Below are 16,292 nucleotides of genomic sequence, written 5' to 3'. Positions count from 1 at the left end.
ATGCCGTGCCTGTGGGAGCGGGTTTACCCGCGAAGAGGCCGGCCCTGCAAACAAATGGGTTAGCATGAACACCTGCCCCGGAGTTTCCATGCCTGACGCCACCCGCCACCTCACCCTCGCCAACGGCCTGCAGCTGACCCTGCGCCACGCCCCGCGCCTGAAGCGCTCGGCCGCGGCCCTGCGGGTGCACGCGGGTAGCCACGACACGCCGACCAAATGGCCCGGCCTGGCCCACTTCCTGGAGCACCTGTTCTTCCTCGGCACCTCGCGCTTCCCTCTCGACGACGGCCTAATGCGCTATGTGCAGGCCCTCGGCGGCCAGGTCAATGCCAGCACCCGCGAACGCACCACCGACTTCTTCTTCGAGGTCCCGCCCAGCGCCCTGGCCGGGGGGCTGGAGCGCCTGTGCCAGATGTTGGCCGAACCAGACCTGGGCATCGAGCGCCAACGCCGCGAACGCGAAGTAATCCATGCCGAGTTCATTGCCTGGTCGCGCAACCCTCAGGCCCAGCAGCAGTTCGCCTTGCTGCAATCGGCAGCGCCCGGCCATCCATTGGGCGCTTTTCATGCCGGTAACCGGCATACCCTGGCCTTGCAGGACCCTGCCTTCCAGCAAGCGCTCGGTGGCTTTCACCAGCGCTTCTACCAAGGCGGCCAGGTCACCCTGAGCCTGTGCGGCCCGCAATCGCTGGATGAACTGGAATTGCTGGGCCGGCAGCATGCCAAGCTGTTCGCAACAGGTGAACGGGTGCCACAAGCTCTGCCACCGCCTTTATCGACGTCCGATACGCACCTGCTGTTCAGCCACGAAAACCTGCCGGCAGGTGCCGAGCAGGCCCTTGAGTTGCTGATCGCCTGCCTCGGCGATAGCCGCCCGGGCACCTGGCTGCATGCGCTTCGCCAGCGTGGCTGGCTGCAAGGTTTCAAGGCCGAGGCGCTGTATGCCTTCGCCGGGCAGTTGCTGTGGCACATTGACCTGAAGCTGAGCGAGGACGCCTGCCCAGAGGAAGCCGATGCCCTGTTGCAGGGCTGGTTCGGCTTCATCCGCCAGGCCGCCCCTGAGCAATTGAGTGCCGAATTCGAGCTGCTGCAGCAAAGCCGCGAACGCAGTGCCAGTGCGCTTGAGCTGGCCCGCCGGGACAGCGCCGGCCAGCCGTTCAGCGGTTTGGACACACAAGGCTTGCAGGCGCTCCGTGCCCTGCTGGAAGGCCTGCCGGGCCGCGCACATGGGCATTGGCAACTGCCCGCAGTCGACCCCTTGCTCCTGGCCGACTTGCCTGATGCCAGGCCGCACCCGCTGCCAGCGGCACTGAAAGTCAGCGACCAGCTGCCTGGTGCTCGTCAGTACGCGGCGCTGTACCTGCGCTGGCATGTCCCTTCGCCGTTGCGCCAGCGCCTGCATGCGCTGCTCGAACGCGCCTTGCACCCCCTGCAGGAGCGCTGCGAGCGCGTATCGGTGCAGTTGCAGTTCAGTGCCGCTGGCGAATACTGGCAACTTCGCTGCGCCGGGCTGCCGGCAGCGGTACTGCGCACTGTGGACCAAGCCTTGGCGCTGATGCGCAAGCCCCCGGCAGGCAGCTGGCTGCCCAGTTCGACGCAGCCTCCGGCACTGATTCCCATCCGGGCCCTGCTCAAGCAGCTGCCCGACGCCGTGCTGGGCGCCACGCCTGCACCTGCTGCGGCCTGCACCCTGGCACAGACGCATCTCGACAAACTGTGGCAGCAAGCACGCTGGTACGGCCTGGCTGCCGGCTTCGACGATGGCGCCCTGAACGCATTGGGCACCGTGCTGCAGCACTGCCCTGGGCAAGGCTCAGCGCCTGGCCCTCTGCCCGCCTGGGCCAACCACCGTTGGCAACATGCCGAAGTACCCGGCAGTGAGCATGCCCTGCTGCTGTTCTGCCCACTGCCAGCGGCCATGGAAGCCGCTGGCCGCCTGCTCGCGCAGTTGCTGCAAGGGCCGGTTTACCAACGGCTACGGGTAGAACTGCAACTCGGCTATGCGGTATTCAGTACCTTTCGTCAGGTAGAGGGTGTCGGCGGCCTGCTGTTCGGGGTCCAGTCGCCTCATGCCAGCCAGGTACAGATCCTCGACCACCTGCTCACCTTGCTGCGCCAGGGCGTTACCCTGGCCCCTGCCGCTCGTCAGGCCCTGGCCGGGCAATTCGATGAACCGGCGATGGGCAACGCCGAAGTCGCCGAATGGGCGTGGCAGACATTCCTGGCCACACAACCCGGCAGGCTGGATGCGCTGTGCAGGTCTATCCTGAAAACGCGGCAGACGGATCTGGACCAGTTGCTGAACCACTTGCTCGATAAAGATTCCACTTGGCTATGCCTTGCCAACGCAGTCGCACCAGATACTTCCTGGCTGGGTACAAACCCATGATTGTTACGAAAACCGCAACGGAGTTTTCGAATAATTAACCTTTCGGTACAAATTTTTCTTGTAAGATAGCGCAATCCCAACCTTGGGAACCTCCAGCCAATGGCGGTACCCAAGTAGTAGCTGACAAACCCACCCCCTCATCCGGAAGGAGTAATTCCATGTGGACCAAACCTGCATACACTGATCTGCGCATCGGCTTCGAAGTCACCATGTACTTCGCCAACCGCTAAGCCCGGCTTACGGTTCAACGCCTCGGCCTGCCGGGGCGTTTTCGTTTTTTCGCTACGGTTTCTGCAGAGAGAGTGGCCATGTACATCCAGGTTCTCGGTTCCGCCGCCGGCGGCGGGTTCCCACAGTGGAACTGCAACTGCGTCAACTGCAAGGGCTTGCGTGACGGCACCCTGCGAGCCACGCCACGCACCCAGTCGTCCATCGCCTTGTCCGACGACGGCGTGCACTGGGTGCTGTGCAATGCCTCGCCCGATATTCGTGCCCAGCTCCAGGCCTTTGCGCCGATGCAGCCGGCCCGCGCCCTGCGCGACACCGGCATCAACGCCATCATCCTGCTGGACAGCCAGATCGACCACACCACCGGCCTGCTCAGCCTGCGCGAAGGCTGCCCGCACCAGGTGTGGTGCACCGACATGGTCCACCAGGACCTGACCACGGGCTTTCCGCTGTTCAACATGCTCAGCCACTGGAACGGCGGCCTGCAGTGGAACCGCATCGAGCTGGAAGGCAGCTTCGTCATCGACGCCTGCCCCAACCTGCGCTTCACCCCGTTCCCCCTGCGCAGCGCCGCGCCGCCCTACTCGCCGCACCGCTTCGACCCGCACCCGGGCGACAACCTTGGCCTGCTGGTCGAGGACACCCGCACCGGCGGCAAGCTGTTCTACGCCCCGGGCCTGGGCCAGGTGGACGACAAGCTGCTGACGATGATGCACGGCGCCGACTGCCTGCTGGTCGACGGCACCCTGTGGGAAGATGATGAAATGCAGCGCCGTGGCGTGGGCACCCGCACCGGCCGCGAGATGGGCCACCTGGCGCAGAACGGCCCAGGCGGCATGCTGGAGGTGCTGGATGGCTTCCCGCGCCAGCGCAAGGTACTTATCCACATCAACAACACCAACCCGATTCTCGACGAAGACTCGCCCGAGCGTGCTGAAGTGCTGCGCCGGGGTGTGGAAGTGGCCTTCGATGGCATGAGTATCGAGTTGTAACAGCCAGATCGCACAAGCAACACAGGCCCTGTGGGAGCGGGTTCACCCGCGAAGAATCCCACACAGTGTATGGCACCGGCTTCGCCGGTGTTCGCGGGTAAACCCGCTCCCACAGGGATCGCGCCGAGACTCAGCTATACAGGAGCCAGCCGAATGAGCGACGCACTGCCAATGTCCCCTGCCGAATTCGAGCAGGCCCTGCGCGCCAAGGGCGCCTACTACCACATCCATCACCCGTACCACGTGGCGATGTACCAGGGTCGCGCCACCCGCGAACAGATCCAGGGCTGGGTAGCCAACCGCTTCTACTACCAAGTCAACATCCCGATGAAGGATGCCGCGATTCTGGCCAACTGCCCGGACCGCGAAGTACGCCGCGAGTGGATCCAGCGCCTGCTCGACCACGATGGCGCGCCCGGCGAGGACGGTGGCATCGAAGCCTGGTTGCGCCTGGGCCAGGCCGTGGGCCTGGACCCTGACCAGCTGCGCTCCCAGGAACTGGTACTGCCCGGTGTGCGCTTTGCCGTGGACGCCTACGTCAACTTCGCCCGCCGGGCCAGTTGGCAGGAAGCGGCCAGCAGCTCGCTGACCGAGCTGTTCGCCCCGCAGATCCACCAGTCGCGCCTGGACAGCTGGCCGCAGCACTACCCGTGGATCGACCCGGCCGGCTATGAATACTTCCGCACCCGCCTGGGCCAGGCCCGGCGTGACGTGGAGCACGGCCTGGCGATTACCTTGCAGCACTACACCACCCGCGCGGGCCAGGAGCGTATGCTGGAGATACTGCAGTTCAAGCTGGATATTCTCTGGAGCATGCTCGACGCCATGAGCATGGCTTACGAGCTGAACCGCCCGCCCTATCACTCCGTCACCCAGGAACGGGTGTGGCACAAAGGGATCCCCCTATGAGTTTCGACCGTAATCAAGTGCCAGCCTGGCGCCCCGGCTACCGCTTCCAGTACGAGCCGGCGCAAAAGGGCCATGTGCTGCTGTACCCAGAGGGCATGATCAAGCTCAACGACAGCGCAGCCCTGATTGGTGGCCTGATCGACGGCCAACGCGACGTTGCCGCGATCATCAGCGAACTCGAACAACAGTTCCCCGGTGTCCCGGAAGTGGCCGATGACATCGAGCAGTTCATGGAGGTGGCCCGTGCCGAACACTGGATCGTCCTCGCCTGAGTTACCGCCCACGCCCGCAGTCGGCCTGCCGCTGTGGCTGCTGGCCGAGCTGACCTACCGCTGCCCGCTGCAGTGCCCGTACTGCTCAAACCCACTGGACTTCGCAGCCCAGGGCCAGGAGCTGAGCACCGAGCAGTGGTTCAAGGTGATGGCCGAAGCCCGGGAAATGGGTGCCGCGCAAATCGGTTTCTCCGGCGGAGAACCGCTGGTACGTCAGGACCTCGCCGAACTGATCGGCGAGGCCCGCCGGCTGGGCTACTACACCAACCTGATCACCTCGGGCATCGGCCTGACCGAGGCGCGCATCGCCGACTTCAAGAAGGCCGGCCTGGACCATATCCAGATCAGCTTCCAGGCCAGCGACGAGCAGGTCAACAACCTGCTGGCCGGCTCGAAGAAGGCCTTTGCGCAAAAGCTGGAAATGGCCCGTGCGGTGAAGGCCCATGGCTACCCGATGGTGCTCAACTTCGTCACCCACCGGCACAACATCGACAAGATCGACCGCATCATCGAGCTGTGCATCGCCCTGGAGGCCGACTTCGTCGAGCTTGCCACCTGCCAGTTCTACGGCTGGGCCCACCTTAACCGGCTGGGCTTGCTGCCGACCCGCGCGCAGCTGGAACGGGCCGAACGCATCACCAACGAGTACCGGGACAAGCTCAAGGCCGAGGGCAACCCGTGCAAGCTGATCTTCGTCACCCCGGACTACTACGAGGAGCGCCCCAAGGCCTGCATGAATGGCTGGGGCAGCCTGTTCCTCACCATCACCCCGGACGGCACCGCCCTGCCCTGCCACGGCGCGCGCCAGCTGCCGGTGCAGTTCCCCAACGTGCGCGACCACGACCTGCACCACATCTGGTACGACTCGTTCGGCTTCAACCGCTTCCGTGGCTATGAGTGGATGCCCGAACCCTGCCGTTCCTGCGACGAGAAGGAAAAGGACTTCGGCGGCTGCCGCTGCCAGGCCTTCATGCTCACCGGCGATGCCAGCAACGCCGACCCGGTGTGCGCCAAGTCGGCCGACCACGGCATCATCCTCAAGGCCCGCGAGGAGGCGGAAAGCGCCCAGCTCACCATTGAAGAGATGACCTTCCGCAATGAACGAAACTCCCGTGTCATCGTCCGCGGCTGAGTTCAGCGCGGCCCAGGCAGTTGCCGCCGGCACCGACTTCGCCGAACTCAAGGTCAGCGCCGCGGGGCTGTTCTGGAACGAGTTTCGCCCGGCCGATGGTGCCTGTCGCATCTGGCACTGGCAGCACCAGCAGGCCCGCTGCCTGACACCTGATGGCTTCAGCGTACGTAGCCGGGTGTACGAATACGGCGGTGGCAGTTTTTGCCTGGGTGGTGATGGGCTGCTGTTCGTCAATGAAAAGGACCAGCAGGTCTATACCCAGGCCCTGGAAGGCGCGGTACCGCGCGCCCTGACTGATGATGCCAGCTGCCGCTACGGCGATGTGCAGTGGCACGACGGCCTGGTGCTGGCGGTCGAGGAGCAGCATGGCGAACGGGTCGAGCATCGCTTGGTCGCCCTTTGGGAACAAGCTCGCGAAGTGCTCGCTGAGGGGGCCGACTTCTATGCCTCACCTACGGCGAGTATCGACGGCCAGCGCCTGGCTTGGGTCGAATGGGACCGCCCGGCACAACCCTGGACCGTCACCAGGCTGATGTGCCGCACACGTGATGCAAGTGGCCACTGGGGGCCCCCGCAATGTGTGGCCGGCGCTGACGAATCGCTGCAGCAGCCGCGCTTCGATAGCGAAGGCCGACTCTACTGCCTGTCTGACCGCAATGGCTTCTGGCAACCCTGGGGCGAGGTCGATGGCTGCTGGCAGGCCCTTCCTGCCGAGCCGGCGGACCACGCCGCAGCCCCCTGGCAACTGGGCGCCAGTACCTGGTTGGCGCTGGGGCCGCGAAGCTATCTGGCCAGTTGGTTCGAAGACGGCTTCGGGCAACTGGGCCTGCGCACTGCCGATGGCCGCCTGGAGCGTTTCGCCAACGCCTACACGCGCTTTCGCAGCCTGGCCATGGATGCAGAACACCTGTACGCGATAGCCGCCTCGCCAATCAGCCCGCCGGCGGTCATCGCAGTCGCCCGCAACAACCACGAGGTCAGCGTATTGGCTGGTGGCGCCGAAGTGCTGCCGGCAAGGCATATCAGCCTGCCGCAGTCGATCCACTACGGCAGTGACGGCCAGCGCGCCCATGGCTTCTTCTACCCAGCAGCCCGCTCGCAAGGTGCCGCGCCGTTGGTGGTGTTCATCCATGGCGGGCCGACTTCGGCCTGTTATCCCGTGCTCGACCCGCGCATCCAGTACTGGACCCAACGCGGCTTCGCCGTCGCCGACCTGAACTACCGGGGCAGCACCGGCTATGGCCGTGAATACCGCCAGGCCTTGCATCTGCGCTGGGGCGAAAGCGATGTGGCCGATGCTTGCGCGGCGGTGGAACACCTGGCCGGACGTGGGCTGGTCGACAGCCGCAAGGCGTTCATCCGCGGCGGTAGCGCGGGCGGCTACACCACACTGTGCGCCCTGGCATTCCATGATGTGTTCCGCGCCGGCGCCAGCCTGTACGGGGTCAGTGACCCGGTTGCCCTGGGCCGGGCCACCCACAAGTTCGAAGGGGACTACCTGGACTGGCTGATCGGCGACCCGCTGCAGGATGCCGAGCGCTATCGCCAGCGTACGCCGCTGCTGCATGCGGGGCAGATCAAGGTGCCGGTGATCTTCTTCCAGGGCGAACTGGATGCGGTGGTGGTGCCGGAGCAGACGCGGTCGATGCTGGCGGCACTGCAGGCTAACGGGATCGAGGCTGAAGGGCACTTCTATGCGGGGGAGCGGCACGGGTTCCGCAAGGCGGAGAACCTGGCGCATGCCTTGGAAGAAGAGTGGAAGTTCTATTGCCGGGTGTTGAGGGGCTGAGCCTCTGGGGCCGCTTTGCGGCCCATCGCGACACAAGGCCGCTCCCACAAGCGATCGCGCAAACCCGAATGTTGCACTTTACCTGTGGGAGCGGCCTTGTGTCGCGAAAGGGCTGCAGAGCAGCCCCAGCAATTTCAGCGCTTGGCGATGATATACACCGCATGCACGATCCCCGGAATGTACCCCAGCAAGGTCAGCAAGATATTCAGCCAGAACGCCCCGCCAAACCCCACCTGCAGAAACACGCCCAGCGGTGGCAGGATGATGGCGATGATGATGCGTATAAAGTCCATGCGAGTCTCTCCTGAAGGGGTTACATCAGAGACTAGCCGCCCACCACAGAGGTTCAACAGGTAAAAAAAAACGCCCCGGGCCGAATGAAACAGGCCAAGGGCGATGCGCAGGAACGCCAGACGGTTCGTAGAATTCTCGATGTCACCAGGCCGCTAGGCTGGCATTTCGCGGCGGGCCTGCTGCTGGGCATGCAGGCGGGCAAAGGCACGGGCCAGGCGCAGCAGCATTTCGTCGATGTTGCCCTTGCTCACGGTCAACGCTGGCGAAAAACGCACCACATCCGCCTGCGGTGCATTGAGCAACAGGCCTTCATCCAAGGCAGCCGCCACCAGCTCGCGGGCCAGGTTTTCTTTCATTTGCAGGGCCCACAGCAGGCCTTGTCCGCGCACTTCGCCCTGGCCATAACGCCCGGCCAGCCGGCTCAGGCCTTCACGCAGGTGGCGGCCGTTGTCCTGCACCTGGGTGAAGAAGCCAGGCTCCAGCACGGTATCCAGCACGGCCAGGCCGGCGGCGCACATCAGCGCGTTGCCATGGTGGCTGCCTTCCAGTTCGCCAGGCTCGGCGCAGCACGCCGTGCCCCGGGCCAGCAAGGCCGCCAGCGGCACGCCACCGCCCAGGCCCTTGCCCAGGGTGATGATGTCGGCGCGCACGCCGTAGGTTTCCTCAGCCAGCAGCGCGCCACAGCGGCCGATGCCGGTCTGCACCTCGTCGAGGATCAGCAGGATGCCGAGTTCGCGGCACAGCGTTTCCACACCCTTGAGGTATTCCTGCGTGGCCGGGATGACACCCGCCTCGCCCTGGATCGGCTCGAGCATGATCGCCACGGTGCGCGAGTCCACCTCGGCGTGCAGCGCCGCCAAGTCGTTGAACGGCACCTTGCTGAAGCCCGGCAGGCCCGGCTCGCAGCGGTTGCACGGCAGCGGGTCGGACGCCGACAACGCGCCCAGGCTGCGGCCATGGCAGGCCTGGGTGGCGGTGATGATGTGATAGGCGCCGTTACGGTGCAGCTGGCCCCACTTGCGCGCCAGCTTGATCGCACCTTCGCAGGCTTCGGCGCCGCTGTTGAGCAGGTAGGCCTGGTCGCTGCCGGTGCTCTGGCACAGGCGGTTGACCAGCCCCAGCAGGCCACGGCTGTGGAAGCCCGAGCCCGGGTTGATCAACGCCTGGGCCTGGCTGCCCAGCGCCTTCACCAGCACACTGGGGCTGTGGCCCAGGCTGTTGACCGCACCACCCTGGGTGAAGTCCAGATAGGCATGCCCTTCGTTGTCCCACAACCAGGAGCCCTGGCCACGCACGAATACCTGCGCTGCGCGTTCGGTGCTGGGCATGAGGCACTCACGCGACAGCTGTGGCGCTTCCGGCACGATCACCGGCGCACGCTTGGGCTCGGCGACGGCGGCAGGGGCCGGGCGGCGCAGGTTGAACAGGTTCATCAGGGCTCCAACCAATCACGACAGGGGCGGTCACGGTGCGGTCTTGGTGCGGCACTCGATATTTTGCCTTGCCTATCAAAAGTGTTTTTCATCCGGAGTAACAATCGATCGATTCATCGCTGTAACCCGTTGGAATACGGCGATAGACTAGGCCTCGCGAGGGTTTTCGACCATTTCGTTTTTCCAGCATTTTCGATAAGTATCACTTATGGATTTCCGCCAACTGCGTTATTTCGTCGCGGTGTATGAAGAAGGCCACGTGGGCCGCGCCGCCGAGCGCCTGTCGCTGTCCCAGCCAGCGCTTTCCCAGCAGATCCGCCAGCTGGAGCACAGCCTCGACCTGAGCCTGTTCGAACGCAGCAACAAGCGCCTGTTGCCGACTCTGGCCGCCCACACCCTGTACAACCACGCCCTGCCGTTGCTCGACGGCCTGCAGCGCGCCCACGAGGCCATGCGCAACTTCAAGGGCCAGTCGCTGCGTACCTTGGCCATCGGCGTGCTGCAGACCGTGCGGCCGAGCCTGGTGCCGCAGCTGCTTGAGCGCCTGCGCAGGGCACAGCCGCACCTGGTGGTGCAGATCTACGAATTGTCAGGGCTGGAGATCGAACGGCGCTTGCTCAATGGCAGCCTGGACATCGGTATCAGCTACCTGCCGCCACGCCAGCCGGGGCTGCATGGTCTGCTGCTGTACGAAGATGAGCTGCAACTGGTCATCCCCGCTACCCACCCGCTGAAGGACTTCAAGAAGGTGTCCATTCGCCAGGCCGCCGAGCTGCCCATGCTGATGCTGGGCGAGGAATTCCAGATCCGCCAGATCTGGCAGGCGCAGCTGGCCAGCCAAGGGCGTCGGCCGCAGGTGCAGGCAGAGATGAACAACATGGCGGGGATTCTCGACAGCCTGGCCCATACCGCGCTGGCCACCATCTTGCCGGGGCGGGCCAAGGAGGCCGCCGAGGATGACCAGGGGCTGCTGTGGAAGCCGTTGAGCGAGCCACGGGTACCGCTGAAGGTTGGCTTGGTGTTCCGCGATGCCCAGCGCCAGCAGGCCTCTGTGGAGCTGCTGCGCACGTTGCTGGAGGAAGAGACGGACGCCCGCCTGTTGGGTGCATCACCGTTGGATGTGCTGGGCTGAAAAACACGCGCACAAAGAAAACCCCGCCGAAGCGGGGTTTTCCAGACTGTTTCCCTGTGACATCCGTATCGCCCCGCCATCCTGGCAGGTGGTCCTTCGTCGTCGTCCTTGATCTGTCCTTTGCGCTTCCTGCGCAACGTCCATGTGGTAAAGAATAACCGTGGATCCAATCTGAGAACAGTGGTGAAAAGTCACCACGTTGTGTAGGAAAAAGCTTACACGGCAGGGACTGCTACGCAGTCCCCATATCTGTCAGAACTGTTCGGCATCCAGCAGGTACAACGACTCACTCCCCGCCTTCACCGAAGCCACCAGCGAATTCACCCGCGGCAGCAACCGCGCAAAGTAGAACCGCGCCGTACCCAGCTTGCCCGTATAGAACGCTTCATCCCCCTCACCCGCCTTCGCCGCCCGCGCCATCAGTGCCCACATGTAGGCGTAGGCGACATAACCAAAGGCCTGCAGGTACTCGACCGAAGCCGCCCCGATTTCGTTCGGGTTGCCCTTGGCCTGTTCCAGCACCCACTCGGTCAGCCCGTCGAGCTGATCGAGACAAGCACCCAACGGCTTGGCAAATTCATCCAGCTCGCTACCTGCGCTGGCAATGAACTGGCGAATCTCGTCGGAGAACAGCCGGTAGTATGCCCCACCACTGGCCACCACCTTGCGCCCCATCAGGTCGAGGGCCTGGATGCCGTTGGTGCCTTCGTAGATCTGCGTAATGCGCACATCGCGCACCAGTTGCTCCTGCCCCCATTCGCGAATGTAGCCATGCCCGCCGAACACCTGCTGGCCGTGCACCGCGCACTCCAGGCCCAGGTCGGTGAGGAAGGCCTTGGCAACCGGCGTCAGTAGTGCCACCAGTTCTTCGCTGCGCTTGCGCACGGCGGTGTCTTCGCTGAACTTGGCACTGTCCAGCTGCATGGCCACATAGCTGGAGAAGGCACGGCCACCCTCGATCAGCGCCTTCATGGTCAACAGCATGCGGCGCACGTCCGGGTGGACGATGATCGGGTCAGCGGCCTTGTCCTTGGCTTGTGGCCCGGTCGGGGCGCGGCTCTGCAGGCGGTCGCGGGCGTACTCCACGGCATTCTGGTAGGAGCGCTCGGCCGACGCCAGGCCCTGGATACCAACGCCAAGGCGCTCGTAGTTCATCATGGTGAACATGGCCGCCAGGCCCTTGTTCGGCTCACCGACGATATAGCCGACCGCTTCATCGAAGTTCATCACGCAGGTGGCCGAGGCCTGGATACCCATCTTGTGCTCGATCGAGCCGCAGGTGGCGGGATTGCGCGCCCCCAGGCTGCCATCTTCATTGACCAGGAACTTCGGCACCAGGAACAGCGAAATGCCTTTCGGCCCCGCCGGTGCGTCCGGCAGCTTGGCCAGCACCAGGTGGATGATGTTCTCGGTCAGGTCGTGCTCGCCGCCGGTGATGAAGATCTTGGTGCCGCTGACCTTGTAGCTGCCGTCGGCCTGGGGCTCGGCCTTGGTGCGGATGATGCCCAGGTCGGTACCGGCGTGCGGCTCGGTCAGGCACATGGAACCGGCCCACACGCCGGCGTACATGTTTGGCAGGTACTTTTCCTTCAGCGCTTCACTGGCGTGGGCATTGATCGACAGACAGGCGCCAGCAGTCAGCATCGGGTACAGGCCGAAGGACAGGCTGGAGGCGTTGACCATTTCCTCGACCTGGGCCGAGATGACCTTGGGCATGCCCATGCCGCCGAACAGCGGGTCGCCACCCACACCCACCCAACCGCCTTCGGCGTAGGTTTTGTACGCCTCGATGAAACCGGCTGGGGTACTTACCGCGCCGTTTTCCCAGTGACAGCCCTCTTCGTCGGCGGCACGGCTGAGCGGTGCGATGGACTTGGCGGTAACCTTGCCGGCTTCTTCCAGCACGGCCATGGCTGTGTCGGCATCGACAACCTCGGCCAACCCGGGCAACTGCGCCCACTGCTCGGCCACGTTGAAGACTTCATTCAGTACGAAGCGCATGTCGCGCAGGGGCGCTTTATATTCAGCCATGACAACCTCTCGCTAGTCGGGTCGGGGCGGTCTCGGGGAACCGCGACACTGGGTTGCAGGCAGTGTAACCGAACAACTTTTACGAGACATAGGGTCATCAATAGACCGTATAGTCTGGCTCGGTCACGCCGTGCGCACCGCCCCTCGCTGCGCTTGTTGCCCATGAACCATGACACAATTACGCCCTGCGCCCTTGGCGCTGTACAGCGCCTGGTCGGCGGATTTCAGCACCGCTTCGGGGTTACGATGATCGGCATGGCGCTCCGCCACACCGATGCTGATGGTGACCGACACCGTACCCCCACTGCTGCCCGCCCGCCGCTGGCGCCCGGCGGTATCATCCTGCGGACGGTTGTGCTGGTCGCGCAGGTGCATCACATAGTTGGCGATCATTTCGCGCACGGCTTCCACATGGGGCACGCATTCCTCGGCGGTCTTGCCGGCAAACACCAGAGCGAACTCCTCGCCGCCATAGCGGTAGGCACGGCCACCCCCGGTTACCTTGGACAGACGGCTGGCAACCAGGCGCAGCACCTGGTCGCCGACGTCGTGGCCGTGGGTGTCGTTGAATTTCTTGAAGTGGTCGACATCGGTCATGGCGATCACATAGTTGCGTCCCAGGCGGTGCATGCGCTCGTTCAGCGCACGGCGCCCCGGCAGGCCGGTCAGTTCGTCGCGGAAAGCCATCTGGTAGGCCTCGTGCGCCACCGCTGCGGCGATCATCAGCATGACCTGGCTGCACATGATGTTCAGGGTAAACGGCAGGATGAAGGTTTGCGGCAACATCCAGAAGATACCCAGCAGGCCCATCACCTGCGCAGCGTGGAGCGGCCGTGGCGCACGCAGGTATTGCACCACCAGCAGGATGAACACGCCGAGGAACAGCGGATAGACCATCTGGATCAGACTCATCCATTGGCCATGCAAGGTTGGCCAGCGGATTTCCGCCAACCAGGTCAGTAGTGCTTGGGGGTAGCTTTGCTCCAGGGCCACCGCCACGCTACCGACGGCGAACAGCACGGCGCCACGGGCGACCAGGTCCTGCAGCAGGTGGGTGCGCTCCTGCCAGGCACCATACAGCCCGAACAGGGCGGGTAGCAGCAGGCACACGAGATGGAAGATCACCGCCGCGTCCTCGCGAACGCGGCCATGGTCACGGTAGAAGTCGGTCTGGGTGTCGAGCAGGTAGTAGGCGATGTACACCGTAAGCATCAGGAACAGTTCGCGCTGGCGACGGTACACCGCACAGTAGGCGCCACCCAGCAGCAGGACCAAGGTGGGCAGGACGTTGAACAGCGATGTGAAAAAGACACTGAGGTCTCTCACATAGGCCGCGGCGAGTCCTGCCAGCAAAAGAATCAGCGAAGGCAGGAAGTGGCTCGCGCGAACAGCGTTAAAACGAAACAAGGGTAATCTCCAACCCGGCAGATCAATGATGGCATTGTGCCCTTACTTCATCGGCAGTGCACATGAACAGTTGAGTATGCGGATTGAATGAACAGGAAATTCCGGCGTGCACGCGATCATTGTGGGAGCGGCCTTGCGTCGCGAAAGGGGCGCGAAGCGGCCCCAGCTTTTTGTATCACAGCCGAAATTGCCGGGGTTGCTACGCAACCCTTTCGCGACGCAAGGCCGCTCCCACAGGGGATAGCGTTCAGCTTTCCAGAATGTAAAAACCCGCCTGCCGGTGAAGGCAGGCGGGTTTGCTTTACAGCGGCAGGATCAGTACGACAGACCGAAGTGCTCTTCGTCCATCGCCATCAGGTTGTTGGCACCCGACAGCATGGTCGCCACATGGGTACGGGTACGCGGCAGGATGCGCTGGAAGTAGAAGCGCGCGGTCTGCAACTTGGCGGTGTAGAACGCTTCTTCGCTGGTGCCGGCAGCCAGTTTCTCGGCCGCCAGGCGGGCGATGTCGGCCCAGAAGTAGGCCAGGCAGGCGTAGCCGGAATACATCAGGTAATCGACCGAGGCCGCACCCACTTCTTCGCGGTCCTTCATGGCGGCCATACCCACTTTCATGGTCAGCTCGCCCCATTCCTTGTTCAGCGCCGCCAGCGGTTCGACGAACTCCTTGACCGCTTCGTTGCCCTCCTGCGCCTGGCAGAACTTGTGCACGATCTTGGTGAAGCCCTTCAGCGCTTCGCCCTGAGTCATCAGCACCTTGCGGCCGAGCAGGTCCAGGGCCTGGATGCCGGTGGTGCCTTCGTACAGCATGGAAATGCGGCTGTCCCGTACGTTCTGCTCCATGCCCCATTCGGCGATGAAGCCGTGGCCACCGTAGATCTGCACGCCATGGTTGGCTGCTTCGAAGCCGACCTCGGTCATGAACGCCTTGGCGATCGGGGTCAGGAACGCCAGCAGGGCATCGGCCTTCTTGCGCTCTTCTTCATCCTGGCTGTACTTGACGATGTCCACCTGCTTGGCAGTGAAATACACCATCGCGCGGTTACCTTCGGCGAAGGCCTTCATGGTCAGCAGCATGCGACGCACGTCCGGGTGGACGATGATCGGGTCAGCAGCCTTGTCCGGTGCTTTCGGGCCAGTCAGGGAGCGCATCTGCAGGCGCTCACGGGCGTACTTCAGGCCACCCTGGAACGCGACTTCGGCGTGGGCCAGGCCTTGCAGCGCGGTACCCAGGCGAGCGGTGTTCATGAAGGTGAACATGCAGTTCAGGCCTTTGTTGGCCGGGCCGATCAGGTAGCCGGTAGCGCCGTCGAAGTTCATCACGCAGGTGGCGTTGCCGTGGATACCCATCTTGTGTTCGATCGAGCCGCAGCTCACGCCGTTGCGCTCGCCCACACCGCCTTCGGCGTTGGGCAGGAACTTCGGCACGATGAACAGCGAGATGCCTTTGGTGCCAGCCGGTGCGTCCGGCAGGCGGGCCAGGACGATATGGACGATGTTGTCGGCCATGTCGTGCTCACCGGCCGAAATGAAGATCTTGGTACCCGACACCTTGTAGCTACCGTCGGCCTGTGGCTCGGCCTTGGTGCGCAGCATGCCCAGGTCGGTACCGCAGTGCGGCTCGGTCAGGCACATGGTACCGGTCCACTCGCCGGATACCAGCTTGGTCAGGTAGGTGTGCTGCTGCTCGGGGGTGCCGTGCGCAGAGATGGTGTTCATCGCGCCATGGGACAGGCCCGGGTACATGCCCCACGACCAGTTCGCACCGCCGACCATTTCGCTCAGCGCCAGGCCCAGCGACTCCGGCAGACCCTGGCCGCCGTGCTCGACGTCATGCGCCAGGCTCGGCCAGCCGCCTTCTACGAACTGTTCGTAGGCCGCTTTGAAGCCGGTCGGGGTTTTAACGCCCGCCTCGCTCCAGGTGCAGCCTTCCTGGTCACCCACGCGGTTCAGCGGCGACAGCACCTGCTCACAGAACTTCGCGCCTTCTTCGAGGATCGCGTCGACCATGTCGGGCGTGGCGTCCTGGCAACCCGGCAGGCTCTGATAGTGCGCCTCATAGCCGAGCAGCTCGTCGCGAACGAAGCGGATATCACGCAAGGGGGCTTTGTAATCAGGCATTGCGATGAACCTCTAGGTGAGTTCTGTGGGGTGACCCGCACTTGGCGGCCGTCGATCAAACAGTTGTTTGAAACTTACGTTTAGCTCCGCCTTATGTCAAGGATGGACTATGGTGCCATTTGCGCCACGAAAAATGGCAAAAGCGTCAATCAATGATAAGTCC

At 63.9% G+C, this 16,292-nt stretch carries 13 protein-coding genes; 8 read left to right on the top strand and 5 right to left on the bottom strand.

From position 1 onward, the window contains the following. Positions 1-88: 88 nt before the first annotated feature. The 7 genes from pqqF (at position 89) to MJ643_RS04100 (ending at position 7,711) form a co-directional block, all read left to right on the top strand. Positions 89-2,389, top strand: a complete 2,301-nt coding sequence (gene pqqF, locus MJ643_RS04130) for a pyrroloquinoline quinone biosynthesis protein PqqF (protein WP_208209402.1) — start codon at positions 89-91, stop codon at positions 2,387-2,389. 158 nt (positions 2,390-2,547) lie between these two features. Then, a complete protein-coding gene (gene pqqA, locus MJ643_RS04125; RefSeq protein WP_003243383.1) occupies positions 2,548-2,619 on the top strand; it encodes a pyrroloquinoline quinone precursor peptide PqqA in 72 nt (23 codons plus the stop codon). Between the two features lie 78 nt (positions 2,620-2,697). Further along, positions 2,698-3,609 carry a pyrroloquinoline quinone biosynthesis protein PqqB gene (pqqB, locus tag MJ643_RS04120; protein WP_024086143.1) on the top strand — a complete coding sequence of 304 codons (912 nt, stop codon included), beginning with the start codon at positions 2,698-2,700 and terminating at the stop codon, positions 3,607-3,609. A 153-nt stretch (positions 3,610-3,762) separates the two neighbouring features. Continuing rightward, positions 3,763-4,518 (top strand): pyrroloquinoline-quinone synthase PqqC, encoded by a 756-nt coding sequence (pqqC, locus tag MJ643_RS04115; protein WP_024086142.1) that lies wholly within the window; start codon positions 3,763-3,765, stop codon positions 4,516-4,518. Then, complete coding sequence (gene pqqD, locus MJ643_RS04110) at positions 4,515-4,790, top strand: pyrroloquinoline quinone biosynthesis peptide chaperone PqqD (RefSeq protein ID WP_004375207.1); 276 nt, start codon at positions 4,515-4,517, stop codon at positions 4,788-4,790. Before pqqC ends, pqqD begins: the two co-directional genes overlap by 4 nt. Next, positions 4,762-5,922, top strand: a complete 1,161-nt coding sequence (gene pqqE / locus MJ643_RS04105) for a pyrroloquinoline quinone biosynthesis protein PqqE (RefSeq protein WP_024086141.1) — start codon at positions 4,762-4,764, stop codon at positions 5,920-5,922. The genes pqqD and pqqE overlap by 29 nt, the downstream gene beginning before the upstream one ends. Continuing rightward, positions 5,888-7,711 carry a S9 family peptidase gene (locus tag MJ643_RS04100; protein ID WP_038408575.1) on the top strand — a complete coding sequence of 608 codons (1,824 nt, stop codon included), beginning with the start codon at positions 5,888-5,890 and terminating at the stop codon, positions 7,709-7,711. The genes pqqE and MJ643_RS04100 overlap by 35 nt, the downstream gene beginning before the upstream one ends. Positions 7,712-7,845: 134 nt before the next feature. Here the strand turns inward: MJ643_RS04100 and MJ643_RS04095 are convergent, their stop codons facing one another. Together MJ643_RS04095 and MJ643_RS04090 are read right to left on the bottom strand one after the other, a co-directional pair. Next, on the bottom strand, positions 7,846-8,004 hold the full coding sequence (locus MJ643_RS04095; RefSeq protein WP_009681539.1) for a YqaE/Pmp3 family membrane protein: 159 nt from the start codon (positions 8,002-8,004) through the stop codon (positions 7,846-7,848). 153 nt (positions 8,005-8,157) lie between these two features. Further along, a complete protein-coding gene (locus MJ643_RS04090) occupies positions 8,158-9,438 on the bottom strand; it encodes an aminotransferase class III-fold pyridoxal phosphate-dependent enzyme (RefSeq protein WP_024086139.1) in 1,281 nt (426 codons plus the stop codon). Between the two features lie 208 nt (positions 9,439-9,646). Between MJ643_RS04090 and MJ643_RS04085 the strand changes: the two genes are divergently transcribed. Further along, a complete protein-coding gene (locus MJ643_RS04085) occupies positions 9,647-10,570 on the top strand; it encodes a LysR family transcriptional regulator (protein WP_004375209.1) in 924 nt (307 codons plus the stop codon). A gap of 252 nt (positions 10,571-10,822) precedes the next feature. On the opposite strand, the gene MJ643_RS04080 is transcribed toward MJ643_RS04085, so the two are convergent. From MJ643_RS04080 to MJ643_RS04070, 3 genes are all read right to left on the bottom strand, one after another. Further along, positions 10,823-12,601, bottom strand: a complete 1,779-nt coding sequence (locus tag MJ643_RS04080; RefSeq protein WP_013970564.1) for an acyl-CoA dehydrogenase C-terminal domain-containing protein — start codon at positions 12,599-12,601, stop codon at positions 10,823-10,825. 123 nt (positions 12,602-12,724) lie between these two features. Continuing rightward, positions 12,725-14,008, bottom strand: coding sequence for a GGDEF domain-containing protein (locus MJ643_RS04075; protein WP_013970563.1), 1,284 nt, complete (start codon positions 14,006-14,008; stop codon positions 12,725-12,727). Between the two features lie 315 nt (positions 14,009-14,323). After that, a complete protein-coding gene (locus MJ643_RS04070; protein WP_013970562.1) occupies positions 14,324-16,129 on the bottom strand; it encodes a phenylacyl-CoA dehydrogenase in 1,806 nt (601 codons plus the stop codon). Between the last annotated feature and the right edge of the window lie 163 nt (positions 16,130-16,292).

Source organism: Pseudomonas sp. PNPG3 (genome assembly GCF_023093815.1).
Taxonomy (GTDB): domain Bacteria; phylum Pseudomonadota; class Gammaproteobacteria; order Pseudomonadales; family Pseudomonadaceae; genus Aquipseudomonas; species Aquipseudomonas asiatica.
This window is presented reverse-complemented; position numbering and strand designations above follow the sequence as displayed.